The following is a 26,376-nucleotide window of genomic DNA, read 5'->3' as shown; positions in this document are numbered from 1 at the left end:
CCACCGGTTAGTCGTCGACCGCCACCTCAGCGGGCGTGTTGATGGTCATATCGACGTCCTGTGCGAGGGAGACGAACGTGTAGACGGGTGCTCGCCGTGCCCATTCGTCGATCAGGTCCTGATCGATGTCTTCGCCGTCTATCTCGACCTCGGCGGTGAGATTCTCGAAGACCGAGTCGGCCTCTTTGAGTTCCGCGAGACCGAAGAGGACGGCCGGATCGAAATCGGTCCGGACGCGCGTCTGGAGACGGGTGATATCCACGTCGTTGGCGGCGGCGTTGATGCTGATGCCGACGTTGATACAGGCGGCCAGTGCCGACAGCGCGGCTTCTACCGGCTCGAGCCGGTCGATCCCACCGACCCACCCGCCCGCGTCCAGTACCTCCTTCCAAGCGCCGTAGGGGATCGTGTATTCGCGGGTGTCGCGAGCGATCGTCTCGCCGCCGAGTTCGTAGCTATCGACTTTCGCCAGGCTGTGCGCGGCCGTCCCCTCGTACGTCGCGGACGCACCGAGGCCAAGCTGGACGGCTTGGGGGTTCTCTGCGGCGTGTCCGGCGAACCCGTTCAGTGTTTCGAGGTCGATACCGTGCGATAGTTGTCGTTCGTCAGTCATGGTTCTGTCTCTCCCCCGAGAGAGCAACGCGTGTTCTCTTCCCGGTAAGCAGAGCTACGAAGTCGTGTCTATTGTAGCTATTTTGTGAGAATCCAGCAGGTATCGCCGTTCCTGCAAGCGTCACAAAATACCCAACAACTGCAACAGAACCACTAGCTGCGAAACAGGCGAGGCGGAACCCCGCGAGTTCAGTCGTGGGGCACTGACTCGGCGCTCTTCTGTAGTTCCACGCGGCGTGCATCTGCCCTGTGGGTTTCGTAGAGGGACTCCGCCCACTCGCGGACCGCCGGCGCGTCGGTGTCGATCAACGCGTGCACCGTCCCGCTATCCCGCTCGTAACAACTGATCGTCACGCAGTCGTCGAGCAGACCGGTCCCGTACGAAGGCAGGTTGTCGTGCTCTAATATCGTGAAATGGTCCTGTCGGATCATCTCGGAACTACGATTCGGGTACGTCGACAGAAAGTAGCGGTGGCACTCCGGACGATCGATCAACCTCATCTCCACTCCCTCGGCGATCAGTTGGTAGAGCAGGTCGAAACACAGATCCATCAGCGCGACTTCCGGACGGAGAAACCGTACGGTGGTGGTCTCTCGGAGAAGCGACTCGAATCGTCCCACTGGACGGTACGGAGCATCGGGTTCGGCGACGGTTATGGTCAGATCCGACCACGTCTCGAACGGAAACGCACTGATCGCGTCGGGGAGCCACTGCCAGACAGAGCGCAGCTTTCGCTCGGTTTCAACCCGTTCGATCAGGTCTTCGATCCCGGATGCGATCGCCTCTCCCAGTCGCGTCGCCACGTACTGGTACCCGTCTTTATCGATCCAGCGTCGATCGTTGAACTCGTCCAGCGTTCGGCGCATCGTGGAAGACGACACGCCGGTCAACTCACAGAGTTCGGAGCGGCTCCGAGGGCGCTCCGTCAGTGCGACGAGCGTCGGGACACGGTGTTCGGACCGCGCGAGATACGCGATATCGACGACCGGTGAATCCGCATTATGCTGTCTCACGTTAACACACCTCAACAGTAAGCGTACGCGGGGAAACATGAAAACGGTTGTGCCCTCACACGCGACGCTCAACGAGGCGCATTTGCGTTGGACAGAATCGCAAGCAGCCTGTGTCACGCACGGCCGACGGAACGTTCACCGATTACGGGTGCAACAGCGCCCTCGGCACTTACCGCGAGAACTCGATCGCGGCTCCCTGTCCGAAGCCGACGCACAGCGTCGCGAGCCCGCGATTTGCGTCCCGTTTCTGCATCTCGTGGATCAGCGTCACCGGCAGCCGGGCACCGGAGGCACCGAGGGGGTGGCCGATCGCGATGGCGCCGCCGTTGACGTTGTACCGCTCCTCGTCGACTCCGAGTTCACGCCGCGAGTACTCGCACTGGGAGGCGAACGCCTCGTTGAGTTCGACCAGATCGTAGTCGTCGATGGTCCGGCCGGCGCGGTCGAGCAACCCCCGCGTCGCGGGCACCGGTCCGATCCCCATCACGGTGGGGTCGACGCCGGCGACGTTGTTCGTGCCGACCTCCGCGAGCACGTCGAGACCGTGGTCCTCCGCGAACGCCTTACTCGTGACGAGCGTGAGCGAGGCCCCGTCGGAGATCTGCGAGGAGTTTCCGGCGGTGACGGTACCGTCACCGGTGAACGCGGGCGACAACCCCGCGAGCTTCTCCGCGGTCGTGTCCGGCCGGATCCCCTCGTCTTCCTCGACGAGCCCGTCGTCCGTCTCCACGGGAACGATCTCGTCGTCGAACCGCCCGGACTCCGTCGCCTCCGCGGCGCGCTGGTGGCTCCGGGCGGCGTACTCGTCTTGCGCCTCGCGGCTCACGTCGTACTCCTCGGCGACCTTCTCCGCGGTCATTCCCATCTGCAGCTGGAAGACGTTGTACCGCTCCGACAGCTCCGGGTGAAGGTGTTGATACGAGTCCCCGTCCATCGGCACGCGGCTCATGTTCTCGACGCCGCCGGCGATGACGCAGTCGCGGTTGCCCGCGGCGACCGCGTCCGACGCGGAGATGATCGCCTGCATCGAGGAGGCGCACCACCGGTTGATAGAGGTGGCCGGGACGGACTCGCCGAGGTCGGAGAGGAGCGCGATGACCCGAGCGACGTTGTTGTCCTGCTCGGTGCGCTGCTGGGCGACGCCCCACATCAGGTCGTCGACGTGGTCGCCGGTCAGCCCGGTCTCAGCGAGCGTGTGGTCGATCAGGCGCGTCGAGAGGTCCTCTGAGCGGACGTCGGCGTAGACGCCCCCGTCACGTCCCTGCGGCGTTCGATAGGCGGCGGCGATCACCGGCGTGGTCTCGTCTGTCATGAAAGATTACTCTCCGGTGAGGGTATTAAACGCGGTGGAACCCGAGGAAATCTGACCGCAGTTTACCATTTATTTCTCCAGATCACCATTTCTCCAGATCACCGTTCTACTCCGCGCGCGCGACGCGGCTCACTTCGTGAGGAGGCTCTCGCCGGTCATCTCCGGCGGCTGGTCGAGCCCGATCAGTTCCACGAGCGTCGGCGCGATGTCGCACAGCGATCCGTCCGCGCGGATCGCTCGGCCGCCGTCGTCGCCGTCGGGCGTGAGGTAGACGAAGGGGACCGGATTGAACGTGTGGGCGGTGTGCGGGTTCTCCGGCGTCCCCATGTCGTCGGCGTTGCCGTGGTCGGCGGTGACGACGGCGTGCCCGCCCGCGTCGGCGACCGCGTCGAGGAGCCGATTTAGCTGCGCGTCGACCGCCTCGACCGCGGCGACGGCCGCGTCGAAGTCGCCGGTGTGACCCACCATGTCCGGGTTCGCGTAGTTGAGGACCATCAGGTTCGGGTCGGCGTTCTCGATGATACCGATCGCCTCGTCGGTGAGCTCCGGCGCGGACATCTCCGGTTGGAGATCGTAGGTGGGGACGTCGGGGCTCTTCACGATCTCCCGGAGCTCGCCCGGGAACTTCACCTCGCGGCCGCCGTTGAGGAAGTACGTCACGTGCGGGTACTTCTCCGACTCGGCGATCCGGAGCTGCGTCATGTCGGCGTCGGCGACGACCTCGCCGATCGTGTTCTCGGGGATCTGCGGCGGGAACGCCACCGGGAACGTGAACGTCTCGTCGTACTCCGTCATCGTGGTCAGCCGAACGTCCGGCTGGTCGAGGTCGAACTCCCACTCGGGACGCGTGTCGGTGAGCATCCGAACGAGCTGACGGGCGCGGTCCGCCCGGAAGTTGAAGAAGACGACCGCGTCGCCGTCGGCGAGCTCGGGCTCGCCAGCGACCACCGTCGGCTCGATGAACTCGTCGGTCTCGCCGCGGGCGTGTGCCGCCTCGGCGGCTCCGACCGCCGTTTCGGCCTCGTAAAGCGCCTCGCGCTCGACGATCGCGTCGTACGCCTTCCGCGTCCGTCCCCAGTTCTCGTCGCGGTCCATCGCGTGGTAGCGCCCCGTCACCGTCGCCACGTGGCCGGTCCCGCGCTCGTCCGCCTTCGCCGTCACGTCCGCGAGGAAGCGGTCGGCGATCTCCGGGGCCGTGTCGCGGCCGTCGGTGAACGCGTGCGACGTCGCCGGAATCCCGGCGTCGGCGGCGGCGTCGATGAGCGCGAGCAGGTGCTCGACGTCCGAGTGGACGCCGCCGTCGGAGACGAGTCCCATGAAGTGGACGCGTCCGCCGGTCGACCGCGCGTGGTCGAGTGCGCCCGCGATGGCGTCGTTGTCGGACAGCGAGCCCTCGGCGAGCGCGTCCGTGATCCGAGTGTACGACTGCTTGACGACGCGGCCCGCCCCGATGTTCAGGTGACCGACCTCGGAGTTGCCCATCTGGCCTTCGGGGAGCCCGACGCGGCGGCCGTGGACGATCAGCCGTCCGCTCGCGCCGCGCTCGGTCGCCGCGTCGAACGTCGGCGTGTCGGCGGCCGCGACCGCGTCTCGTCCGGCGAGCCGCCCCGACGGGTCGACCGGCGAATCGGTCGCGTCGCGCTCTCCGCTCTCGTTCCCCACGCCGTCGTCCGATCCGTCGCCTCCCGCTCTGTCGCCCCCTGCCCCTCGACTGAGGCCCCACCCGTCGAGAATGATAAGCGCCGTGTCCATACGCCTCCGTTCCCGGCCGCGGGCTAACTACCCTTCGCTCCGCGCGATACGCGCGTGCGCAGAGCGAAACTGACGCCCGACTCGCGGCCGACTGCTCGACTCACCGCCGACCGTTGAAGTCAGCCTTTTATATGTCCGACGCTAACCATACGTTAATGGACTCCGCGGTACTGCTCGATCTCCTCGGCAACGAGAACCGGCGGCGCATCCTCCGGTTGCTCGCGACCAAGCCCTGTTACGTCACGGAGATCTCGGAGTATCTCGACGTGAGCCCGAAGGCGGTCATCGACCACCTCCGCAAGCTGGAAGACGCGGGTCTGATCGAGTCGACGACCGACGATCAGCGTCGCAAGTACTTCCGCATCAGCCGAAGCCTCCGGCTGGAGGTGAGCGTGTCCCCGTACGGATTCGGCGCGAAGAGCGCGTACCCCGCGAAGAACAGCCTCGACATGTCCGGGCGCTGCCCGCACCTCTCCATCGAGGCGCCGGACGGGTCGGAGTCGTCGAATACCCTCGCCGACCTCGCCAGCGAGTACGCGCGGCTTCAGGACCTCGATCGAGAGCTTTCGTTAGCGCAGCGATGGGTGCAGGGTCGCGTCGAGGACACCCTCGCTCAGATCGACGAACGCCTCGGGACTGAGGCGGACAGCCGATTTTTCGCCGCGATCCTCTCCGCGCTCTTGGAGACCGACGGCAGCGTCGCCGCCGTCGCCGACGATGTGGGTGCTCACGAGGAGACGGTCGCCGACGCGCTTCACCGCCTCGCCGACGTCGGCGTCGTCGCTCGCGACGGTGACCGGTTCCAGATCCGGTAGCCCACCCAACCCTCCGGGCGCCGGAGTCCCTGCAGGCCCGGCCGGTTTCGGAACCTTTTGGCCCGCCGCCGGGAGACACCGTGTGTGAGTCGCGCCCGAACCCTCTCGCTGTTCCTGATCCTCGCCGCCGTCTGGGGCTCGGCGTTCATGGCGATCAACGCGGGGCTGGCGTACTTCCCACCGGTGTTGTTCGCCGCGCTCAGGTTCGACATCGCGGGCGTCGTCATGCTGGCGTACGCGGCGTACGTCGTCGACGACCCGTTCCCGCGAGGACGCGAGGAGTGGTCGGTCGTCGCCGTCGGCGCGACCCTGATCATCGCCGGCTACCACGCTCTGCTGTTCATCGGCGAGAGCGACCCGGCCGTCACCAGCGCTATCGCGGCGGTCATCATCAGCCTCTCCCCGGTTCTGACGACCGTCTTCGCGCGCGCGTTTCTCCCCTCCGAGCGGCTGACCGTAGTCGGCGTGCTCGGGCTCCTCGTCGGGCTCGTCGGCGCCGTCGTGTTGGCGGCACCGGACCCTTCGAATCTCGCCGGCAGCGGAACGTTCGCGAAGCTCCTCGTCCTGTTGGCGGCCGCCTCGTTCGCGCTCGGGTCGGTGCTGACCCGCGCGTCTGACGCCGACATGCCGATCGAGACGATGGAGGCGTGGTCGATGCTGCTCGGTGCCGGGCTGATGCACGTGCTCGCGGTCGGGCTCGGCGAGTCGGTCACTGAGGTCGCGTGGACGACCGAGGCGATCCTCTCGCTCGCGTACCTCGCGATCGCGGCCAGCGGGATCGGCTTTCTCATCTACTTCCACCTGCTCGACCGGCTCGGACCGATCGAGATCAACCTCGTCTCGTACGTCGCCCCGGTCTTCGCGGCGCTCGCCGGATGGGTGTTCCTGAACGAGGGGATCACGCCGAACACGGTCGCCGGATTCCTGATCATCTGTGTCGGCTTCGCGCTGGTGAAGCGGTCGGCGATCCGCACGGAGCTGCGCCAGCGCGGCGTGGTCGGGTGACGACCGAGAGATCAACAAGCCGTGTTCGACCCTGAGAACGCGGCGCACATCGGGCGTGGTTTTTATCCCATTCCGTGAGACGGGCGGGTATGTTCCCCGAGACGATCGAAACGGATCGATTACGGTTAGAACCCCGATGGCCCGAGCACGTTGATCTCGGCGAGTGCTACCGGATCTGCTCGTCTGACCCCGGTATCGACGAGGTGACCGAACACGTGACGTGGGAGCCCCACGAGACGATACGCGAGACCGAGGAGTTCCTCCGGCGCGGTCGCGAGCGCTGGGACGACCGCGAGGCCGCCGAGTACGTGATTCGCCCCCGCGAGAGCGAGGACGGGGCAGACGAGATAGCCGGCTTCACCGGCTTCGATGTCGACTGGGAGACGGGGACCGCGACGCTCGGCGTGTGGCTCCGAAAGCGGTTCTGGGGTCGCGGCTACTCCGGCGAGCGCGCGGCCGCCCTCGTCCGAGTCGCGTTCGAGGAGCTGGACCTCGATATCGTCGCCGTGAGCCACCACCCCGACAACGAGCAGTCGCGGCGGGCGGTCGAGGGATACGTCGACCGCCTCGGCGGCCGCCGAGAGGGGCGGCTGCGGAACACCCTGGAGTTCGTCGACGGCAGCGTCCACGACGAGGTGCGGTACACGATCTCACAGGCTGAGTGGCGAGCCGCGGTCGAGTGACGGGCGGAGCGGTGGGCCGCGGTCGAGTGACGGCGCAGGCGGGTCCCTCGCATCAGGCGGCCGCGAATTCGGTCGCGCCGAGCCAACAGACACTTACCGCGTCCGAAACGACGCGGCCTGCATGACTTCCTCCGAGAACGCGGAACGAACGAGCGGAATTATCGTCGGTGCCGTCGGTGGGACCGTCGCCTACGTGCTCGGCTATCTGTTCGCCTATGTCACGCAGCGCGGTCGAGTGGAAGAACAACTGCAGGGCTTCAATTTCTTCGCCGACCTCCTCGGTGGCGACCCGATTCCGGCGTGGCAGGGCGTCGGCTGGCTGTTTTATAACAGCCACTTCGTCGAGACCGAGATCCCCTCGCTGGTCGGCGGCGTGCGGTCGCTGAGCCTCATCGCGGAGGCCGACGGCGGGTCGCTGACGCTGCTGTACGCGGTCCCGCCGCTCCTGTTGATCGTCGCTGGCCTCGCCGCCGCGCGCGTCGCGGGCGCTGTTGAACCGGCAGACGGGGCGCGGTCTGGCGCATTCGTCGTCGCCGGGTATCTCCCGCTCGCGGTGATCGGTGCGTTCGCGTTCCGGTACTCGGTCGGTGAGGGCGTCGTCGCACCCGATCTCATCACCGCCGCGCTGCTCGCCGGGGTCGTCTATCCGGTCGCCTTCGGCGCGATCGGCGGGGCGGTCGCGACGCTCCTGAGCGATTGACCAAAGCGGTCGACATCGCGCGACGGAGACGCGTCAGTACGCCGCGTCCTCGGGGTCGAACCGATCGCCGTACTCGCGGGCCGGGTCGACGGGCTGTCCGTCGTCGGTCTCCGGGGCGACGTAGTCGATAAACGTCTCCACGTCGGGTTCTCTGACGCGAACGTCGACATCGATTTCGCCGAGTTCGTCGGGCTCGCCGACCGCGAAGTTGACGACGCCCTCGAACGCGGCCTGCTTTTTCAGCGAGAAGGAGAACCCGTCGTCGGTGCTGTTCCGCAGGAAGACGCGGCGGGCCGTGTCGAGGATCTCCTGTTCGTGGAGCACGTCGGAGAAGGCGTCGAGGGTGTGCGCCTCGGCGACGAGTGCGCCGTTTTCGTGGATCGGGTCCGCGTCCGGGAACACGTTCCGCACCGCGTCCGCGACCCGGTCGGTCACTTCCGTGTCGTGGACCGGGACCTCGATCCGCACGTCGATGCTGTATATCACGCGCCGTCACCTCCGGCGTTCGTGGTCGCTGGCGACTCCGCTGTTCCGTCCTCGGCGACCCCGAGTAGCTCGCGGACGCGAGTCCGGAACGCCGCGAGCGTCCCCGTGTTGTCGATCTCGACGTCCGCCCGTTCGAGGGTGTCGCCGAGGCCGAGGCCGATCTCGCGGGCGTCGCGCTCGCGGAGCGCCTCTAAGTCGGAGTCGGAGTCGTCGCGGCCGCGGGCGTCGAGGCGCTCGGCGCGCAGCTCGAACGGCGCGTGGATCGCCACGAGCGTGAAGTCGTCGCCGAACGCCTCCCGGAAGCGCTGCAGTTCGACGGTCGAGCGGAGCCCGTCGACGAGGACGGTGCCGCGGTCGGTCTCGTCGGCCGCCTCACGGATGAGCGGGAGCGTCCGTGCGGCGATGGCGTCGGGTCCCTCTTCCTCGCGGAGCGTGCCGGCCATTCGCCCGTGGTGCTCTGCGGGGTCGAGCCCGCGGCGGCGGCACTCCGCGCGGATCACGTCGCCCATCACGACGACCGGGATTCCGGCTTCCTCGGCCACGTTCGCCGCCTCCCCCTTGCCGCTGCCGGGGAGGCCGACGGTTCCGATGACGTTCATTGGCGCGGAGTAGTCCCGTGGCAGACTTAGGTCTGCTGTTGGGAGGTGGGGCAACGGTGCCGATGCGAACCGTCGGCGTTTTTGGCACTGGGTGGTTGAGGTGGGAGTGAGGGCACGTAGCTCAGCCAGGATAGAGCGTCGGACTTCTAATCCGATGGTCGTGGGTTCGAATCCCATCGTGCTCGTCATCTCCGAGCGAAGCGAGGAGTGACGACACAGGGATTCGAACTACGCGAGACGAGTGAAACGAGTCTCGCCATCGAGTTCGAATCCCATCGTGCTCGCTCCATTCGGTCGCTCGCGGGGATCCTAACCGTCTTGTTTACCTTTTTCAGCCCTTCTCGTCGACCACTCGCGAGTGACGCACTCTCAGTCCGCCGCACTCGGCGTCCCGAGATACTCCTCGTTGATCTCGTACTCGCCCTCGTCGTTCTCGATCAGGTACTCGCCGTAGTAGGGGACGCGGTTCGCGACGACCGCCTCGAACGTCTCGGCGATCTCGTCGCGAGTCATCTCGCCCATCGACCGGAGGTCGTCGTTGCGGTTGAGACAGCCCTTTAAATACCCCTCGTGGGTGACGCGGACGCGGCCGCAGTTCGCGCAGAAGTCCTCGTTCTCGACGGGATCGACGATCTCGACCATACCGCCGCCGTCGCCGTCTTCGTCACTTTCCCCGCCCACGAAGTACCGCTTGCGGTCGTGCATCTCCCGGTGCTCGACGCGGTGAGAGATGTCCGCGAGCCAGTCGTGGACCCGCCCGATGTCGATGTTCCACTCCGGCTTCCCGGTCAGCTCCGGCATGTACTGGATGAGCTGGAGCTGCAGCCCCTCGTTGTCGGCGACGTGCTCGACCATCTCCTCGACGTACCCCGCGGTGTGCGTGAACACGACCATGTTGAGCTTCACGGGATCGAGCCCGGCGTCGACGGCGGCCTTGACGCCCTCTAACACCTGCTCGTACGCGCCCGACTTCGTCACCTCCGCGAAGTCGTCGGGGTCGAGCGCGTCCTGCGAGACGTTCACCCGGTCGAGCCCGGCGGCCTTCAGGTCCTCGGCGCGTCCGGGGAGGAACGTCCCGTTCGTCGTCATCGACACCTCCATCGAGTCGGGCGTGCGCTCGATGATCTCTTCTAAGTCCTGTCGGAGCATGGGCTCGCCGCCCGTGAACTTCACCGAGTCGACGCCGTATCCCTCCACGACCTCCAGAAATCGGACCACGTCGTCCGCGCTCATCTCCGACTCGCTCGGCTCCATCGGCCCCCGCGTGTCGCCCAACCCCTCGTTGTGACAGTAGATGCAGTCGAAGTTACACCGGTCAGTGAGCGAGATCCGCACCCCCGTCACTTCCCGTCCGAAGTCGTCAGCGAGCGGCCCGTTCATAACCGGAGCAAGCCACTACGACCGCTTAAATATCCGGGTCGATCGTGACCTGTCGTAACGTGTTACGGTTACGGTTGCGGCGACGGAGATCGATCCGGATCGGTCCGCCGACTCGATCGCGACGGATCACACCTCGAGGCGCAGGCCGTCGCTCGCGACTTCGACGGTCCCGCCGAATCCGGCCGCGCGGACGCTCTCGGCCATCTCGCGCTCTCGACCGCCGGTGTGCGGGTAGAGGTGCGAGAGGAGGAGCCGATCGACGTCGACGCCCGCCAGCGACTCGCCGAGCGTCGTGGGATTCGGATGGTTCGAGACGTCGACCCCGTCCGGGAACGAGCAGTCGTGGACGAGCACCTCGCTCCCGTCGGCGAAAGCGGCCATCCCGGCAAACGCCTCGGTATCGCCCGAGAGCGTGAGCGGTCCGTCCGCCGGACCGAGGTCGTCGGCGTCCGGCGGCGCGAACCGGTACGCGAGTCCGTCCATCGAGTGTCGCGTCTCGCGGGCCGCCACGTCGAATCCGCCCGCCGAGAACTCGCGCGCCGCCGACACCTCCCGGATCGCGAGATCGATCCGGCCGTCGATGTAGTCGTGTACGTCGAGCAGCCCGTCGACGAGCGACTTCGTCCCGGTCGGGCCGACGATTTCGAGATGCTCCTCCCCGGCGAGCCACCGGGCCTTGACGAGCGGGAGCAGCGCCGCGACGTGGTCGAGATGGTGATGCGTGAGGAGAACGGTCGAGACGCCCTCGTATCCCGGGTCGGTACCCGCGAGCCGCTGGAGGACGCCGCTGCCGCAGTCGACGAGCAGCGACCGGCCGTCGGCTTCGAGGAGATACCCTGCCTGCACGCGGTCGGGCACCGCCATGGCGCTGCCCGAGCCGAGAACGGTGAGTTGCATGGTCGTGGGACGAGCGCGTAGCTACCTAATTGGCACGGAGCGGCGACCGCGCCGTCGGGAACGGGGGCGGTACGTTATTTTATCAGGAACACCGGAACCGTCGCGTCGTCGGCGACCCGGTCCGAGACGCTTCCGAGCGACTGGATCCGCTCGCGCGGCGACTTCCCCTCCGGGCTCATCACGATGACGTCGATCCCGCGTTCGTCGGCGTACGAGACGATCTCCGTGTCCGGGGTGCCGCTCACGACGTGGGTTTCGACGGAAAGGCCGTCCGCTTCGGCGCGCGCCGCGACGGCCGCGACAGCCGCTTCGCCCTGCGATTCGAGGTCGGCGACGATCTCGTCGTGGAGCTCCCCGGAGTTCGCCGTCGCGATTCGCCTATCAACCACGTACAAGGCGTGAATCGTCGCGTCGTGGTCGCTCGCCAGTCGAAGGGCGTGGTCGAGGGCGCGGTCGACCGCCTCGCTGCCGTCAGTCGGCACAAGCACGTCGTCGTACATGCGCAGTCGTTCGACGGGGACCCCCATAACGATGGGGCCTCGTGGTCGGCGGACGGGAACGGCGGCCGTCCGGACCGGCCGCCGCGCGAAGACGTCGGGCGCCTCACTCCGCGCGCCAAGGGCCGCCCAGCTCGTCCCGCGTCATCGACTCCGCTTCGCCGTCACGGAAGACGCTCACGCGGCCCGTCTCCTCGCTCAGTGTCACCGTCGCGACGACTTCCGGTCGGACGGAGGTCTCGATCGCGCTCATGTGACGCGATCCCATCCACGGCTCGTACTCCACGCCGTTGACGAGTTCTTTCTCGTCGCTTCGCGTGCCGAGGTCGCGGAACCGGACCATCTGCGCCTCGATTTCACCGTCGACGGCGACCACGACGCCCCCGTCCTGCTCGACGCTCACCGTCTCGATCGCGTCGATAAATCCGTCCTCCGTGAACACGGAGGAACAGCTCTCACGGGGCCATCGGTTGTCGCCCATGGCGTCGGCGTAGGCGCCGTATTCCCGGTCGGCGACGACCGCGAAGTACAGGCCGGGACCCTTGACGTGCGGCTCGTCCCAATCGTCGAACGTGACGCTTACGTGCTCGGTGCAGTAGGTCAGCCGGTCGACGATCTCGCGGACTCGCTCGTGGTTTCGGTACTCGATCGCCAGGCTCATTCATCCCCCTCCGGACCGACCGCAGCGGTGGCGAAAGCGCGCATACGTACAGCTACGGAGGGGTCGTATATAAGCGGTACCGAGTCGGATCGCGAGGCGATACCGGCGGGTCGTACGGGTCGTACGGATCGTGCGAGTCGGTTGTTCGTCTCACCGGAACGGGTTGAACAATCCCGCATCGAACCGGTCCGTTCGGACGAGACCGATCCCGAACGCGACCGCGACGGCGACCGGGACGAGGTTTCCGTACCAGAGGTTGATCCCGCCCCAGAGGATCACGAAGCTCACCATGTCGTCGAGCATGAACTCGCAGTTTGTCAGGCGCTCGCGGAGCCCGGACAGCTCGAAGGCGCGGTCGAGCGTCACGACGGCGACCGCAGCCGACAGCACCCACCCGGCGTAGTTCGACAGCGGAACGCCGTAGAAGGCGCCGCCGCCGAAGTTCCAGAACCCTATCGCGACCGCGCCGGGATCCAACACGACGTCCATCGCCACGACCGCCGGGATCACCGTCAGGAGACGGAGCCAGCCGTTCGACGCGCGCGGCCCGAGGAGCAGCACGCAGAGCAGGTACGCGTTCATCACGAGCGGGATGAAAAAGACGGGCAACGCGGCCGGTACGCCGCCGATCATCGGCCCGAGACTCACCGTGTACTCGAAGCTTCCGTACGGCCAGCCGGTCGTGACGCCGACCAGCTCGATGGCGTAGGTGTACGCGATCAACACCCCGATCCAGCCGATCGCCCGGCGGTCGATCGCGGGCAGCACGCCGACGACGAGCGGCGACCGCATCACCAACACCCCGAACAGCACGAACCACGGGTTGAACGCGAGCGGGTCGGGAACCCACCCCTCAGCGCTCCCGACCAGCGTGATCGCGCCGATGACGGGGAACAACACGGCGATCGTGAACCGGTTCTCGCGAACGAGCCGGTCCAAGAGCAGTTCCGTCTCGCGTCGAGTCGCGGGCAGTCGAGCGCGAAGCGCGTCGCTCCGCGTCGCGGTGTCAGCGGGTGATCCCCCGTCGGGAGCCGGTCCGTCGTCGCTCACGCGAGCACCTCCGTGATCGGGTACACCCGCCAGAGTCCGCCCATCGCCATGAGCGTGCCGACGACCGTGTTCACCGCCGGGAACCACCAGTACGCTCGACCGACGTCGACCGACGAGAGGGCGACCCACGTCACGAAGACCGGATACACGCCGAGCGCGGCGCCGAGTCGGACGTCGACCGCGGCGAACGCGGCCGCGGCCGCGGTCCACGCGAGGAGACAGTACGCGTAGGTCCGGGGCTCGCCGAGTACCGTCGCGGTCGTCCGGATCCCGGCGGCCCGGTCGGGCTCGATGTCCGGGATCGCGGAGAACGTGTGCATCCCCATCGTCCACAGCCACGCGCCGACGAGCGCCGCGACCGGCGGATGCGCCCCCGCCACCGTCGCGTAGGCGGCCGCACCGGGAAGGACGTACAGCCCGTTCGAAACCGAGTCGAGAAACGGGGTGGTCTTAAATCGGAGCGGCGGGGCGCTGTACCCGACGGAGAGCACGAGGAACCCGATCAGGTACGGCCACGCGACCCGCGGGGTGATCGCGAACGTGGCGAGGCCCGCGGCGGCCGACGCGAGCACGGCGAGCGCGACGATCCGGTCGCCCTGCCAGCGCGCTTCTCGATCCGCCTTTTTCGGGTTCAGCTCGTCGATATCGGCGTCGAAGGCGTCGTTGACGCCGTAGAGGAACACGTTCGCCGGGACGAGAAAGTAGGCGGCGAGCGCGACCGTCGTCGGCGTGAACAACTCGCTCACGTCGCCGATCCCGTACGTGACGCCGACGGCGACGGGACCTGCGAGGTACAGCCAGAAGCGCGGCCGCGACAGCACCAGCAGGTATCGGAGGTGGTCGCCCGCCGAGCGCCGTTCGGTCTGTCCGTCATCCGCCGACGGCTGGTCGGACTGTGCTCCCGTCGTGGATCGGTCGGTTTGGGTCACGGCGTGTCAGACGGTGTTCGAGATCGACTCCGCGGTCAGCTGGCCGCTTATCAGACACATCGGAACGCCGATTCCCGGGGTCGTCGTCGAGCCGGTGAAGTAGAGCCCGTCGACCGCCTCCGACCGGTGCGGCGGCCGGAGCAGCGAGGTCTGCCGGAGCGTGTGTGCGAGCCCCAAGGCGCTCCCCTGGTAGCTGTTGTAGCGGTCGGCGAAGTCGTTCACGCAGAACGTCTCCTCGAAGACGATACGGTCGCGGAGGTCGGTTCCCGTGTTCTCCGCGATGTCGTCGAGCAGGGAATCGCGATACGCCTCGCGAATCTCGGGCGTGTCCTCCAGCCCGGGCGCGATGGGGACCAACGCGAAGAGGTTGCTGTGTCCGTCCGGCGCGACCGTGTCATCGGTCTCGGAAGGCACACAGAGGTAGTACGCGGGGTCGTCGGGCCACGCCGGGTCGTCGAAGATCGTCTCGAAGTGCGGGCTCCAGTCGGTCGGCAGGACGAGCGTGTGGTGTTCCAACTCGGGTACGTCGCCCTCGACGCCGAGGTACAACAGGAACGCCGAGGGCGCGTACGTCCGCGACTCCCAGTACTCCTCGGTGTACTGGCGCTTGTGTCGCGGCAGGAGTTCCTGCTCCGTGTGTGCGTAGTCGGCGTCCGAGACGACCAGGTCCGCGAGGTAGCGGTCGCCGCCCGCGGTGTCGACGGCGAAGGCCCCCTGCCGACCCTCGATACCGGTCACCTCGGCGTCCGTGACGTACTCGACGCCGAGGTCAGCGCCCAGCTCGACGATCCCGTCGACGACGGCACCGATTCCCCCCTTCGGGTAGTAGACGCCCATGTTGTAATCGACGTGGCTCATCAGGTTGTACAGCGCCGGGGTGTTCGTCGGCGACCCGCCGAGGAAGACGAGCGTGTACTGCATCAGCTGCTGGAGCTTCGGGTGGTCGAAGTAGTCCTCGACGTGTCCCTGCATCTTCCCGAGGAGCGAGAGTCCCCACGAGTACCGGAGCACGTCTCGGTCGACGTAATCGCGGAGCCGAGGGCGGTCCTCGTATACGAAGTGTTCCATTCCGATATCGTAGGTGCGTTCCGACTCCTCCAGGTAGTCCTCGAACGCCTCGCCCGCGCCGGGCTCGTACTCCTCGAACAGCGCCTTGTTCGACTCGTGGTCTGGGAGCACGTCCACCTGATCGCCGTCCTTCCAGAACACCCGGTAGTGCGGGTCGAGCCGCTCCAGCTCGTAGAACTCGTCCGGCGAGCGTCCGAAGTGGCCGAAGAAGCGCTCGAACACGTCGGGCATGAGGTACCACGACGGGCCCATGTCGAATCGGAACCCGTCCGCTTCGAGGCGACTCGCGCGTCCCCCGAGCTGCTCGTTCTTTTCGAGGAGGGTGACGTTCGCGCCGGCGTCCGCGAGGTAACAGGCTGTCGAGAGGCCGCCGAACCCGCCGCCGATCACCACGACGGATTCACCGGCCACGGCGTCGATGTCCGGGGCCACGTCCATACGCGATCCTACGGTCGGCGTCCGTATAAATACCGGCCAGACGCGGTCGAACCGGCCGACGTAATCGCCCGTAGTGAGTACCACTAAGTCGTCGCCGCTCCTACGGCCCGACACATGGATCTGACGGTCGCGATCACCGGCGCAACGAGCGGGATCGGGCGAGCGGTTGCCGAGGCGTTCGTCGACGAGGGGGCGTTCGTCGCCGTTTCCGGCCGTGACGGCGTCGCGGTCGACGAGACCGTCGCGGATCTGAACGGTGAGACCGGCGATACCAGCGAAGGCAACGACGGTGGCAACGGTAACGGCGGCGGCGAGACCGACGACGCAGGCGACGGCTCGTCGCCCGCCGGGACCGCGTGGGGCGCCCGCGTCGACGTCCGCGACGAGTTCGATCTCGAACGATTTTTCGAGCGGGTCGCCCGCGAGGCCGGACCGATCGACGTCGTGTTCGCGAACGCCGCGGTGTTCCACGGCGGCCCGGGGGAGAGTCCGACGACCGACCTCTCGTACGCCGACTACGACGACACGATGCGGACGAACGCCCGCGGCGTCTTCGCGACGGTCACCGAGGCGGTCCCGCACCTCGCGGACGACGCCCGCGTCGTGGTCCCGTCCGGATCCGTGGCCCACGAGTCGAAGCCCGGAATGGGCGCGTACGCGGTGTCGAAGGCCGCGGCCGAGGCGGTCGCTCGCGGGTTCGCGGCCGATCTCGACGCGACCGTCGGCGTCGTCGACCCGGGGCTGGTCGCGACCGACCTCACCGGCATGGAGCGCGCTCGCAATCCGGAGAGCGTCGCGCCGCTGTTCGTCTGGGCCGCCACCGAGGCACCCGCCGAGGACCTGAACGGTGAGCGGATCGGCCTCCGGGAGTGGAAGCAGGCGACTCGGTGACCCGTCTCGGGGTCACGCCCCGAGGCACTCGGCTTGCTTCTCTGTAGCCGACAGCCCGGCGCCGACTCACGGCTCCGCGGCGGCGACGGCCGCCCGTAGCGCTTCGGTCGCGGCGCGCGGATCCGCCGCCGCCGTGATCGCCGAGATGACCGCCACACCAGCGGCTCCGGCCGCGACGACCGGCTCTGCGTTGTCGGCATCGATCCCGCCGATACCGATCACTGGAACCTCGACCGCCTCCGCGACCGCCCGCACCCGGTCCGTGCCGATCCCGTCGCGGTCGCCCTCTACGTCCTTCGAATCGGTACCGTACACCGCACCGACGCCGAGGTAGTCCGCGCCTGCTCGTTCGGCGGCCCGAGCCGCCTCGATCGTCGACGCCGAGACGCCGACGATCGCCCCGTCGCCGAGTTGCTTGCGGGCGACTCTCGGCGGGAGGTCAGTTTGTCCGAGATGTACTCCGTCGGCGTCGACGGCCGCCGCCAAATCGATCCGGTCGTTGACGATCAGCGGCACGTCGGCCGCGGCCGTCAGCTCGCGGAGCCGCCCCCCGAGCCGATACCGGTCGCGGGCGCTCGCTTCCTTCTCACGGAGCTGGACGACGTCGACGCCGCCGTCGAGCGCCGCCTCGACGACCGCCGCCGTCTCTCGTCCCGCCGACCGGCTCTCCTGTGTCACGAGGTACGTCCGCCACTCACGGGGATTCATGAGTGGTATCTTTGGATGGTGGACAAAAAGAGGTTCCGTCGGCGACAGCGGTCGATCGTGACTGAGCCCGCGGTCGCCCGCGGCGATAATTAAAGCGTGAACCCGACGCTCGCTCTCGCGTTACTCGTCGGCCGCGACCGACTCGATGACCTCGACGCTCCCGGTGAGCTGTCGGTGGACGTACGGGATGTCGATTCCGGCCTCGTCGAACGCCTCCTTGACCTCGGTGACGTACTCGGAGCGCACCCGGACGAAGTCACCGCGATCGGGGTCCGCGATCCACCAGCGCGACTGGAGCCCCACGTCGGAGTCGCCGAGTTCGACGAGTCGGACCGAGGGGGCCGGATCGTCGAGGATCGCCTCGTGTTCCTCCGCCTGTTCCACGATGATGTCCGTCGCCTCGGCGATGTCGTCGTCGTAGCCAATTCCGAAGACGAACTTCTGGCGGAGCGTCTCGTAGGCGACCGGGTTGGTGACCGCGTTGTTCGCGAGGTCGCCGTTCGGCACCGTGACCCGCTCGTTGTCGAAGGTTCGGACCCGCGAGACGCGCAGGTCGATGTCCTCGACGCGCCCGGCGTTCCCGTCCCACTCGATCCAGTCGCCGACCTCGAACGGCTTGTCCTTCAAGATGAAGACGCCGGCGACGAAGTTCCCGAGCAGGTCCTGTGCCGCGAAGCCGATCGCGAGGGCGATCGCGCCGCCGAAGACGGCGAACGCAGAGAGAAACGCGCCGTATCCGGCGATCGTGAATCCGATCGCCACCGCGGCGACCCAGACCACGGCGTTCGCGACGCTCGTGCCGAGGCTCTTGACGGCCTCGTCGAATCCACGCGATTCGACGGTCCGTCTGACCGCCGGTACGAACAGATACTTTCCGATCAGCAGTACGCCGACAAATCCGAGCACGAACAGGAGCACGGTGAACAGAATTCCGGTAGCCGCTGCCGCGAGTCCTGGCAGCCCGAACTGTAGTGGTACCATCGTCACGCATGTTCGGTAGTATATTTAAAGAGTCTGTTGGGAGAGTTGAGCATTGCCGACGTGGCGACTCCTCGCTCGCGTGCCGCGATCAACGAGCGCTTGACGGCCGTCGACCGGAGGGGCGCGGGTCCAGGGGTCCGTCGCCTCGCGCGACCGCGCGCAGACGCCGCCCGTGAACGTCTCCGCCACGAATCCGATCGGAGACCGCGGGCGGGAGCCACGCCTCCCGGTTCGTCGGCTGCGAGGCGGGCTCGACGCCCGCCGGGCGTAGCTCGTCCGGGAGGTACCGAGCGTACGTCGGGAGTCGCTCGCGGAGCGGCATTCCGCCGGCGTCGGCGACCGCCCGGAGTCCGTCGAGGTCGGGCCACGCGTACTCCGGGTTGATGTAGTCGTCCGTCACGGGGGAGACGCCGCCGAGGTCGTCGATGCCGCAGCCGACGAGGTCGGCCGCCGGCGAGAGGTTCGGCGGCACCTGTACCGACACCTCGGGCGGGAGCGCAGCCCGCGCCATCGCGACGACGCGACGCATCGTGTCGAGGTCCGGCTTCGGGAAGTCCGACCGCTCGTTCGGGACGACGTTCTGTACGATCACCTCCTGGACGTGGTCGTGTCGCTCGTGGAGCTCGCGGATCGCGAGGAGGCTCTCGGCGCGGTCCCGCCAGTCCTCGCCGATTCCGACTAAGATGCCGGTAGTGAACGGCACGCCCTGTCGCCCGGCCGCGCGGATCGTGTTGAGCCGCTGGCCGGGCGTCTTCCGGCGACCGCCGCTGTGGGCGTCGACGTCGGCGGTCGTCTCCAGCATGACGCCCATCGAGGCGTTTACCCCGCGGAGGGCGGCGAACTGTTCCTCGGTGAGATCGCCGGGGTTCGAGTGCGGCAAGAGCCCCTCGTCCAAGGCGATCTCGCAGGCGCGGTAGAGGTACTCGTGGATCGAGTCGAACCCCCACTCGTCGAGGGTCTCGTGAATCGCGGTGTACCGGTCGTCCGGCTCGTCGCCGAAGGTGAACAGCGCCTCCGTGCAGCCGGCGTCGGCGCCGACGCGACACCGCTCGCGGACCTCCGCGGGCGAGAGCAGCGACGCCTCACCGGGGACGTCGTAGTAGGTGCAGTACGTGCAGGTGTACCGGCAGGCGGTCGTCAGCGGGACGAAGACGTTGCGGGCGAACGTGAGCCCCTCGGCGGGCTCGACGGCGTCGGGAGTCACCGACAGCAGTCGCTCGACGCGGTCGGCGTCGATCGCGAGATCGATCCCGTACTCGTCGGCCGCCGTGAACACGACTCTCACTCACGGGCCGGACTCAAAAAGGGTCGCGGTCGCGGATCCAGTTCGGGAAGGGAACGGGATCACTCCCGTACGACGCCGACCCGCCCGCCGGTCGCGTCGAGTTCGAACCCGGCCTCGCGGAGCCAGCGCGCGGCCCTCGTTTCGGTGCCCTCGTCCGCCTCGTCGTGGATCAGGAGCTCTGCGAGGTCCGACGGCTCGTCCACGTCGGTCGCGAGTCGATGGGAGTCGACGACGCGAACGTCCGCGCCCAGTCCGTCGGCGATACGCCGGTGATCGAGGTAGGACGCGCCGTGGTAGTCGACCCGAAACGCGGGGTGTGAGACGACGAGCGCGTTCGTCCCGCCGCCGCGGCCGGGCGCGATGGCGACGTCGGCGTCCGAGCCCGCCGCGAGCAGCTCTCGCAGGACTGCGGGCGTCGCGAGCGCGAGATCCGCCATGGCGATCGCGACCGAGTGTGACACGTTCGTGTCGGGCGCTTCCGTGCCTCCCGCGCCGGTCAGCCGCTCGTCGAGAGCCGCGTTGACCGCGGTCGTCAACGGTCGGTCGTCGATAGTCACGGGCCGGTCGAGATCGCCGGCGACCGGCCCGGTTGCGAGCACCCGCGGCTCGCCGCCCGCCTCGTCGATCGCGTCGACGACGTCGCGAAGCATCGCCCGTGCGAACGCCGCGCGCTCGTCCGGGCCGAGCACGTCTGAGAGTCGGGACTTGGGACGCTCGGTCGAAAACGGAACGATCACCTCCATCGGCGGGAGGACGAGATTAGAACAGGGACTCCAGCTCGTCGCTCTCTTCGTTGACGAGGTCGTCGAGGTTCTCTTCGCTCTCCTCGCGGATCTCGTCTAAGTTGTCCTGGGCTTCGATGGCGACCTGCTGAAGCTCCTTGATCCGCGGGACGTTCGTGACGCCCGCGAGCAGGATCACCGTCGCGACGAAGCCGGCGCCGCGGTAGGGGTAGTCCCCGCCCCGAACTTCCATCGATCCGGTCTGCTCTTCGAGCCACTTGCGACCGCGCTCGATACCCTTCCGATTGAGGTACTCCGGCGGTCCAGCGAGCACGAGCAGGGCGCGCTCGGCGCCCTCGATCTCGCACGGAAGGGTGAGTCGGCCGAGCGCCGCCTTGCGGACGAGGCTCGTGATCCGGTTCGTGGTGTGTGCGCTGTCGAGCTCGTCGCCGCCGTCGTCGTTACGGAGCCGCGAGAGGAGGCCGCCCGAGGTTCGCTCCTCGACTTCCTCCTCGGCGTAGCCGACGGTCGAGACGCCGCCGCCGGAGAGCGTGTTGATGATCTCCGAGGAGTCGACGACGCTCTCGGCGACTTCCTGGCCCTGCTGGATCTCGCCGGCGCCGAAGAGGATACCGAACCGTCGGACGATCTCCTCGTTGATATCGGCGTAGCCGCCCTGGACGGACTCACCGGTCTTGCGCCACGAGTCGTTGTCGAACACCATCAGGTTGTCCACCTCGCGGACGAACGTCTGGAACGACCGGGCCGCGTTGAGGGTGTAAATACCCCCCTCGTCGCTGCCCGGCAGGATGCCCAGCCCGTACACCGGCTCGGTGTAGATCCGCTTGAGGTGTTTCGCGAGCACCGGCGCGCCGCCGGAGCCCGTGCCGCCGCCCAGCCCGGCGACGACGAGGAACGCGTCCACCTCGTGGACCGGAATCGAGTCGATGGCGCCCTGCACCTCGTCCATGTCCTCCTCGGCGATCTCCGCGCCGAGCTCGTTGTCAGCGCCGACGCCGTGGCCTTTCACCCGCGACTGGCCGATGAGTACGCGCTGGTCCTCGGTGATATGTTCGAGGCCCATGAGATCGGCTTTCGCCGTGTTGACCGCCGCGGCTGCGCGGACGATCTCCGACCCCGTCCGCTTGTCGTACTCCAGGAATTTGTCGACGACTTTTCCCCCCGCCTGTCCGAATCCGATCATTGCAAGTTTCATCGTGTGCTCCCTCCGCCTTTGAAATGAAGAGAACGTTATGCTGTACTTAAACCTTCGGTTGCCGTTACCAGCCGTGATATCCCGTTCGGTGACACGAACGCTGACCGTCGCGACGACCGCGGCGAGAACGCCGATTCACCGCCGCCCAGTCCGGCGATCGCTACGGTTATTCGACACCGAGATGCGCCGCGAGCGTGGTCAGTTCCGATTCTTCCACGCCGAACGCGGCGATGTCGTTGTCGGTCGTCGTGTTGTCGAACTGTAACGAACGGTACTGGTCCGGTCCCATCGGGAAGCCGGGAACCGCCCCGAGCACGGTGAGCCCGATCTTGGCGAGCGGCATCGGCAGCGGAACGATGGTGACGCCCTTGCGCTCGGCCGCGTACACGAGGTCCGTTACCTGCCGCAGCGTGAGCGTCTCAGGGCCGCCGATCTCGTAGGTCCCGCCGACGTGGTCGTCGTCCTCCAGCGCCGCGACCAGCATCGGGACGAGGTCCTCGACGTGGATCGGCTGGAAACGCGTCTTCCCGCCACCGGGAAGCGGGTACAGCGGGATACCGGGCGCGAACATCTTCTTCAGTCGCTTGGTGAACGAGACGAACTCGCCGCCCTCACCGAAGACGACGGAGGGGCGGAAAATCGTCCAGTCGAGGTCGCTCTCGCGGACGATCGCCTCCGCCTGCCCCTTCGCGCGGATGTAGGCGGTGGTGCCGTCAGGGTCCGCGCCGAGCGCGCTCAGCTGAACGAACCGCTCGACGCCGCCCCCTTCGGCAGCCCGGACGAGGTTCTCGGTGCCGCCGCGGTGGATCCGGTCGTGCATGACGTTCCCGCCCTTCGGCTCGAACAGCGGAGAGAGCGCGACGAGGTTCACCACCGCGTCCTGTCCCTCGACGACCCCGGAGATCGAGTCGTAGTCCGTGACGTCCCCGACCGCCGAGTCGACGCCATCCGGCGTCTCGCTCGGGGATCGCGAGAGCGCCGTCACCTCGTTATCGGCCGCCGCGAGCGCACGACAGAGGTACGACCCGATGAATCCTGTTCCGCCGGCTACCAACACTTTCATGCACCTCACGTCGCACGGAACGCCCGTAAATCTACCGTGATGTCTGACGGGGGGACGGCGAGGGTTCGGGACGGCGAGGGTTCGGGAAGGCGAGGGTCCGGGGAGGCGACGGCCGATCTCAGACCCCACCGTCGGGATCGGGGACCGTCAACACCGGCACCGGAGACGTGCGAATGGTGCGCTCGGCGACGCTCCCGAGCAAGTACCGCTCGACCCCGGTCCGACCTTGGGTCCCCATGACGACGAGATCGATCTCGTTGTCGGCGATGTATGACCGAATCCCGCGAGCCGCAGACGACTCGACCGCGACCGTCTCGACCGCGTCGACACCCGCGGCCTCGGCGGTCGTCGCCGCCGCTGCGACCGTCTCCTCTGCCCCTTCGACTAACGCGGTCACACCCGAATACCCCTCGCCCCCGATGAGTCCGACGTCCACGACGGAGAGGGCGTGGACCGTCGCACCGGCGTGTTCGGCGAGGGCCGCCGCCCGATCGAGTGCATCCCCTGCCCGTTCGCTCCCGTCCGTCGGCACGAGGATGTTCCGATAGGGATACCGCGCCGGAGCGCCGTCGGAGCCGATACTAAGCACCGGAACCGTCGACCTTCGGACGACCCGCTCGGTGGTGCTTCCGAGAAAGAGGCGATCGAGCCCCGTCTGTCCGCGGGTCGACATGGCGATGAGGTCCGTCCCGTACTCCTCGGCGTACGCGGTGATCGTCTCGGCGATGCCGCCCTGAAACACGTCGGTCACCGTCTCGACGCCTCGGTCGGCGGCGCGCTCCGCGGTCGACTCGACGATCTGTCTCCCCTCGCGTTCGAGCACGTCGACGACCTCGCTCCCGAGACGGGTGACGCTGTCGTGAGTCGTGTCGGCGACGTTGAGAACGTGGACGGTCGCATCGTAGTCGGCCGCGAGATCGAGGACGTGGTCGAACGCGGCGCTCGCACCGTCGCTACCGTCGGTCGGGAACAGAATGCGGTCGAGCATGTGCCCACGGTCGCGGGGTGTAGACAAAAAAGGCGACCACGGTTCGCGCCGGCGGCCAACCCGTTAACACAGAGCGACCCGGGCTCAGGCGTCGTCCTCCTCGTCGGGGTCGTTGTCGAGCCGATCGGTCTCCTCGATTCGAACCGTCGAGATCCGGGCGCCGTCGACGGCCGTCACCTCGAAGACGTGTTCGTCGGTCGTGACCACGTCCCCGACCTCCGGGGTGCGGCCGAGCCGGTCAAACACGAACCCACCGAGCGTCTCGTAGCCGTTCCGCTTGAAATCGGTCCCGAGCGCGTCGTTGACGACTGAGAGCGAGACGGAGCCGTCGGCCTCGTGAACTCCCGTGCCGATCGACCGAATGGTGTGTTCGACGCCGTCCGCGTCGAACTCGTCGCGGAGGTCGCCGACGAGCGCCTCGACGGCGTCCTCGACGGTGGCGATCCCCTCGAAGGTCCCCCACTCGTCGACGACTGCGGCCATCTGGCTGCGTTCGTCGCGGAACTGGACGATGAGGTCGCCGATCGACGTGGTCTCCGGGACCACAAGTACGTCGCGAGCGAGGTCGTCTGCGGTGACCGACTCGTCGCCCTCCGTGCCGGCGCGCAGCACGTCTTTCACGTCGACGAACCCGACCACGCGGTCGCCGTCCGCGTCCGCGACGACCGGGTATCGCGTGTGCTCCGCGTCGAGCACCGTCTCCCGGATCGCGGGGAGCGCGAGGTCGGCGCGGAGGCTCACCACGTCCGGTCGGGGGACCATCACCTCGCGAACGGTCGTGTCGTCCAACTCGAACACGCCCTCTATCATCTCGACTTCCGCGTCGTCGACGTGTCCGGCCTCGCCGGAGCGCGCGAGCACGCGTCGGATCTCCCGTTCCTCCATCGTCTCGTCTGTCTCCGACGCGGGCGGGACCCCGATCGCTCGCGTGAAGGCGTTCGCCGCGCCGTTGAACACGACGATGCCGGGCGCGAACAGGTAGTATGAGAGCTTCATCGGCGGCGCCAACAGCATCGCGACGCGCTCGGCCTGCGCGATGGCGATCGTCTTCGGCGCCAGCTCCCCGAACACGACGTGGAGGAACGTGATGATACTGAACGCGATCGCGAACGCGACGAGGTGGACGACGTTCGCGGGGAGCAGCGGTCCGATCACCGGCTCGATCAGCGCGGCGACCGCGGGCTCGCCGATCCACCCGAGCCCGAGCGACGCGATCGTGATCCCGAGCTGCGTCGCCGCGAGGTAGTCGTCGAGGTTCTCCATCACGTCTTGCAGCGCTCCCGAACCGCGGCGTCCCTCCTCGACGAGCTGCTCGACCGAGGTGGAGCGGACGCGGACGAACGCGAACTCGGAGGCGACGAAGAAGCCGTTCAACACGACTAACACGAGCGCCGCGACCACCCGGGTGGCGGAGATCGCGACGTCTATCATCGGCGCCTCCGCGGGGGGTGAGCGCGACGGGTGAGGCGGGTGTGACGGGTATCGGCGACCATGCCAGCGGTTCGACGCGGAGCCACTAAAAAGGGGTCCGTCGGAACCCGCGCCGTTTATTCCTCGCCGCCTCGGAGCGCGGAGCATGCTGATCACGCTGGAGGGGCTCGACGGGAGCGGCAAGACGACCGTGTGGGAGGCGCTCCACGACGCGTGTCCCGACGCGACGTTCACCCGCGAGCCGACCGATAGCTGGTACGGCGAGGCGGTGGCGCGGTCGATCGCGGCCGACGACGCCGACCCGCTGGCGGAGCTGTTCTTACTGACCGCCGACCACGCCGACCACCTCTCCGGAACGGTCCGGCCCGCGCTCGCCGACGGCGAACTCGTGATCTCGGACCGCTACTCCGACTCCCGGTTCGCGTACCAGGCGGCGACGCTCGCGTCGAGCGACGTCGACATCGAGCGCCCGCTGGAGTATATACGGGGGATCCACGCCGCCTTCTCGCGGCCGCCTGACGCGACGATCTACCTCGATCTGGACGCGCGGACCGCCGCCGAGCGGGCGGGACGAACGAACAAGTTCGAGCAGGACGGCTACCTCGCCGACGTCCAGGCGAACTACGAGCGCCTGATCGACGCGGAGCCCGGCCGCTTCCGTCGCGTCGACGCCACGCGATCGCCGGAGGAAGTCATCGCGCGCGTCGAGGAGCTCGTCGCCGATCTCGCAGAGGGTTCCGCGTAGGCGTCATCGGCGGCCTTACTGCGTGTCCGGCAGCTCGTACTCGTCTGGTGACGGGACGTAGAGGTAGTCGATCGCGGCGCCGAGAACGAGCGGGAGCGCGACGAGCAGGCTGAGGACGATCGTCGGACTGCCGAGGTTGACGCCGGCGCCGACGTTTAAGACGCCGGTGAAAAACAGCGTCGAGACGAGCAGCAGCATCGGCGTCAAGACGATCGTGTACACGACCGCACCCCACGAAGTCGAGAGTCGGAGTCGAAAGAATCGGGTCGTCACACCGGCGAGAAGCGTGTGGAACGCCACGAGCGCGAGGAGGCTGACGAACCCGAACAGCGCGAGCATACCTCGGGTACGGGCTCCCGCCATTTGCCCCTATCGGCCGCGGCGGAGTGGTCGGGGCGGCGGGGCGCTCGGCACAGCGGAGTGGTCGGGGCGGCGGGGCGCTCAGGGG

Annotated in this window: 28 protein-coding genes and 1 tRNA gene; 7 read left to right on the top strand and 22 right to left on the bottom strand. The window is 67.7% G+C overall.

Annotated features, from left to right (window positions below; translation table 11 throughout):
* Nucleotides 1–7 precede the first annotated feature (7 nt).
* The 4 genes from ACNSN4_RS12885 to gpmI all read right to left on the bottom strand — a co-directional run bounded on the left by ACNSN4_RS12885 (nucleotide 8) and on the right by gpmI (nucleotide 4,690).
* The gene (locus tag ACNSN4_RS12885; protein WP_418286221.1) at nucleotides 8–613 is read right to left on the bottom strand and encodes an OsmC family protein; all 606 of its coding nucleotides are present in this window, start codon (nucleotides 611–613) and stop codon (nucleotides 8–10) included.
* A 188-nt stretch (nucleotides 614–801) separates the two neighbouring features.
* A complete protein-coding gene (locus ACNSN4_RS12880) occupies nucleotides 802–1,665 on the bottom strand; it encodes a helix-turn-helix transcriptional regulator (protein ID WP_496923291.1) in 864 nt (287 codons plus the stop codon).
* Nucleotides 1,666–1,795: 130 nt separating this feature from the next.
* On the bottom strand, nucleotides 1,796–2,938 hold the full coding sequence (locus tag ACNSN4_RS12875) for a thiolase family protein (RefSeq protein WP_418286219.1): 1,143 nt from the start codon (nucleotides 2,936–2,938) through the stop codon (nucleotides 1,796–1,798).
* Between the two features lie 129 nt (nucleotides 2,939–3,067).
* Nucleotides 3,068–4,690: a 2,3-bisphosphoglycerate-independent phosphoglycerate mutase gene (gene gpmI, locus ACNSN4_RS12870; protein WP_418286218.1), complete on the bottom strand. Its 1,623-nt coding sequence runs from the start codon at nucleotides 4,688–4,690 to the stop codon at nucleotides 3,068–3,070.
* Nucleotides 4,691–4,845: 155 nt separating this feature from the next.
* Here gpmI and ACNSN4_RS12865 point away from each other — a divergent pair, with 155 nt between their 5' ends.
* The 4 genes from ACNSN4_RS12865 to ACNSN4_RS12850 all read left to right on the top strand — a co-directional run bounded on the left by ACNSN4_RS12865 (nucleotide 4,846) and on the right by ACNSN4_RS12850 (nucleotide 7,893).
* Nucleotides 4,846–5,505 (top strand): ArsR/SmtB family transcription factor, encoded by a 660-nt coding sequence (locus ACNSN4_RS12865; protein ID WP_418286217.1) that lies wholly within the window; start codon nucleotides 4,846–4,848, stop codon nucleotides 5,503–5,505.
* A gap of 84 nt (nucleotides 5,506–5,589) precedes the next feature.
* Nucleotides 5,590–6,510, top strand: a complete 921-nt coding sequence (locus ACNSN4_RS12860) for a DMT family transporter (protein ID WP_418286215.1) — start codon at nucleotides 5,590–5,592, stop codon at nucleotides 6,508–6,510.
* 89 nt (nucleotides 6,511–6,599) lie between these two features.
* Nucleotides 6,600–7,193, top strand: a complete 594-nt coding sequence (locus ACNSN4_RS12855; RefSeq protein ID WP_418286214.1) for a GNAT family N-acetyltransferase — start codon at nucleotides 6,600–6,602, stop codon at nucleotides 7,191–7,193.
* A 121-nt stretch (nucleotides 7,194–7,314) separates the two neighbouring features.
* Complete coding sequence (locus ACNSN4_RS12850; RefSeq protein WP_418286213.1) at nucleotides 7,315–7,893, top strand: DUF7978 family protein; 579 nt, start codon at nucleotides 7,315–7,317, stop codon at nucleotides 7,891–7,893.
* Nucleotides 7,894–7,926: 33 nt separating this feature from the next.
* On the opposite strand, the gene ACNSN4_RS12845 is transcribed toward ACNSN4_RS12850, so the two are convergent.
* Both ACNSN4_RS12845 and ACNSN4_RS12840 read right to left on the bottom strand, forming a co-directional pair.
* The gene (locus ACNSN4_RS12845; RefSeq protein WP_418286212.1) at nucleotides 7,927–8,379 is read right to left on the bottom strand and encodes an RNA-binding domain-containing protein; all 453 of its coding nucleotides are present in this window, start codon (nucleotides 8,377–8,379) and stop codon (nucleotides 7,927–7,929) included.
* Nucleotides 8,376–8,978: an AAA family ATPase gene (locus ACNSN4_RS12840; RefSeq protein WP_418286211.1), complete on the bottom strand. Its 603-nt coding sequence runs from the start codon at nucleotides 8,976–8,978 to the stop codon at nucleotides 8,376–8,378. The genes ACNSN4_RS12845 and ACNSN4_RS12840 overlap by 4 nt, the downstream gene beginning before the upstream one ends.
* A 110-nt stretch (nucleotides 8,979–9,088) precedes the next feature.
* Here ACNSN4_RS12840 and ACNSN4_RS12835 point away from each other — a divergent pair.
* A tRNA-Arg gene (locus ACNSN4_RS12835) sits at nucleotides 9,089–9,163 on the top strand.
* Nucleotides 9,164–9,347: 184 nt separating this feature from the next.
* On the opposite strand, the gene moaA is transcribed toward ACNSN4_RS12835, so the two are convergent.
* The 7 genes from moaA to crtID form a co-directional block, all read right to left on the bottom strand.
* On the bottom strand, nucleotides 9,348–10,358 hold the full coding sequence (gene moaA, locus ACNSN4_RS12830; protein ID WP_418286210.1) for a GTP 3',8-cyclase MoaA: 1,011 nt from the start codon (nucleotides 10,356–10,358) through the stop codon (nucleotides 9,348–9,350).
* Between the two features lie 126 nt (nucleotides 10,359–10,484).
* The gene (locus ACNSN4_RS12825) at nucleotides 10,485–11,255 is read right to left on the bottom strand and encodes an MBL fold metallo-hydrolase (protein WP_418286209.1); all 771 of its coding nucleotides are present in this window, start codon (nucleotides 11,253–11,255) and stop codon (nucleotides 10,485–10,487) included.
* A 74-nt stretch (nucleotides 11,256–11,329) separates the two neighbouring features.
* Entirely contained in the window at nucleotides 11,330–11,755 is a 426-nt protein-coding gene (locus tag ACNSN4_RS12820) for a universal stress protein (RefSeq protein ID WP_418286371.1), read from the bottom strand.
* 103 nt (nucleotides 11,756–11,858) lie between these two features.
* The gene (locus ACNSN4_RS12815; protein WP_418286208.1) at nucleotides 11,859–12,413 is read right to left on the bottom strand and encodes a hypothetical protein; all 555 of its coding nucleotides are present in this window, start codon (nucleotides 12,411–12,413) and stop codon (nucleotides 11,859–11,861) included.
* Between the two features lie 150 nt (nucleotides 12,414–12,563).
* Nucleotides 12,564–13,463 carry a bisanhydrobacterioruberin hydratase gene (gene cruF, locus ACNSN4_RS12810; RefSeq protein WP_418286207.1) on the bottom strand — a complete coding sequence of 300 codons (900 nt, stop codon included), beginning with the start codon at nucleotides 13,461–13,463 and terminating at the stop codon, nucleotides 12,564–12,566.
* Nucleotides 13,460–14,392, bottom strand: a complete 933-nt coding sequence (locus ACNSN4_RS12805; RefSeq protein ID WP_418286206.1) for a prenyltransferase — start codon at nucleotides 14,390–14,392, stop codon at nucleotides 13,460–13,462. The genes cruF and ACNSN4_RS12805 overlap by 4 nt, the downstream gene beginning before the upstream one ends.
* A 6-nt stretch (nucleotides 14,393–14,398) precedes the next feature.
* Entirely contained in the window at nucleotides 14,399–15,898 is a 1,500-nt protein-coding gene (gene crtID / locus ACNSN4_RS12800) for a bifunctional phytoene desaturase/3,4-desaturase (protein ID WP_418286205.1), read from the bottom strand.
* A 114-nt stretch (nucleotides 15,899–16,012) separates the two neighbouring features.
* Here crtID and ACNSN4_RS12795 point away from each other — a divergent pair, with 114 nt between their 5' ends.
* Nucleotides 16,013–16,789 (top strand): SDR family oxidoreductase, encoded by a 777-nt coding sequence (locus tag ACNSN4_RS12795; RefSeq protein WP_418286204.1) that lies wholly within the window; start codon nucleotides 16,013–16,015, stop codon nucleotides 16,787–16,789.
* A gap of 66 nt (nucleotides 16,790–16,855) precedes the next feature.
* On the opposite strand, the gene thiE is transcribed toward ACNSN4_RS12795, so the two are convergent.
* From thiE to ACNSN4_RS12755, 8 genes are all read right to left on the bottom strand, one after another.
* On the bottom strand, nucleotides 16,856–17,497 hold the full coding sequence (gene thiE / locus ACNSN4_RS12790; protein ID WP_418286203.1) for a thiamine phosphate synthase: 642 nt from the start codon (nucleotides 17,495–17,497) through the stop codon (nucleotides 16,856–16,858).
* A 120-nt stretch (nucleotides 17,498–17,617) separates the two neighbouring features.
* A complete protein-coding gene (locus ACNSN4_RS12785; RefSeq protein WP_418286202.1) occupies nucleotides 17,618–18,478 on the bottom strand; it encodes a mechanosensitive ion channel family protein in 861 nt (286 codons plus the stop codon).
* Nucleotides 18,479–18,566: 88 nt separating this feature from the next.
* Nucleotides 18,567–19,754 (bottom strand): 7,8-didemethyl-8-hydroxy-5-deazariboflavin synthase subunit CofG, encoded by a 1,188-nt coding sequence (gene cofG, locus ACNSN4_RS12780; protein WP_418286200.1) that lies wholly within the window; start codon nucleotides 19,752–19,754, stop codon nucleotides 18,567–18,569.
* A gap of 68 nt (nucleotides 19,755–19,822) precedes the next feature.
* A complete protein-coding gene (cofC, locus tag ACNSN4_RS12775) occupies nucleotides 19,823–20,506 on the bottom strand; it encodes a 2-phospho-L-lactate guanylyltransferase (RefSeq protein ID WP_418286199.1) in 684 nt (227 codons plus the stop codon).
* 16 nt (nucleotides 20,507–20,522) lie between these two features.
* Complete coding sequence (locus ACNSN4_RS12770; RefSeq protein ID WP_418286198.1) at nucleotides 20,523–21,701, bottom strand: tubulin/FtsZ family protein; 1,179 nt, start codon at nucleotides 21,699–21,701, stop codon at nucleotides 20,523–20,525.
* 166 nt (nucleotides 21,702–21,867) lie between these two features.
* A complete protein-coding gene (locus ACNSN4_RS12765; RefSeq protein WP_418286197.1) occupies nucleotides 21,868–22,764 on the bottom strand; it encodes a complex I NDUFA9 subunit family protein in 897 nt (298 codons plus the stop codon).
* A 118-nt stretch (nucleotides 22,765–22,882) separates the two neighbouring features.
* Nucleotides 22,883–23,752, bottom strand: a complete 870-nt coding sequence (locus ACNSN4_RS12760; protein ID WP_418286196.1) for a universal stress protein — start codon at nucleotides 23,750–23,752, stop codon at nucleotides 22,883–22,885.
* Between the two features lie 84 nt (nucleotides 23,753–23,836).
* On the bottom strand, nucleotides 23,837–25,183 hold the full coding sequence (locus ACNSN4_RS12755; RefSeq protein WP_418286195.1) for a hemolysin family protein: 1,347 nt from the start codon (nucleotides 25,181–25,183) through the stop codon (nucleotides 23,837–23,839).
* A 145-nt stretch (nucleotides 25,184–25,328) separates the two neighbouring features.
* Here ACNSN4_RS12755 and tmk point away from each other — a divergent pair, with 145 nt between their 5' ends.
* Entirely contained in the window at nucleotides 25,329–25,928 is a 600-nt protein-coding gene (gene tmk / locus ACNSN4_RS12750; protein WP_418286194.1) for a dTMP kinase, read from the top strand.
* Between the two features lie 15 nt (nucleotides 25,929–25,943).
* Here tmk and ACNSN4_RS12745 read toward each other — a convergent pair whose 3' ends face one another.
* On the bottom strand, nucleotides 25,944–26,267 hold the full coding sequence (locus ACNSN4_RS12745) for a DUF7991 family protein (protein ID WP_418286193.1): 324 nt from the start codon (nucleotides 26,265–26,267) through the stop codon (nucleotides 25,944–25,946).
* Nucleotides 26,268–26,376 lie beyond the last annotated feature (109 nt).

Origin of the sequence: Halorubrum marinum, from assembly GCF_048381195.1 — an archaeon.
In the GTDB taxonomy this organism is placed as follows: domain Archaea; phylum Halobacteriota; class Halobacteria; order Halobacteriales; family Haloferacaceae; genus Halorubrum.
This window is presented reverse-complemented; position numbering and strand designations above follow the sequence as displayed.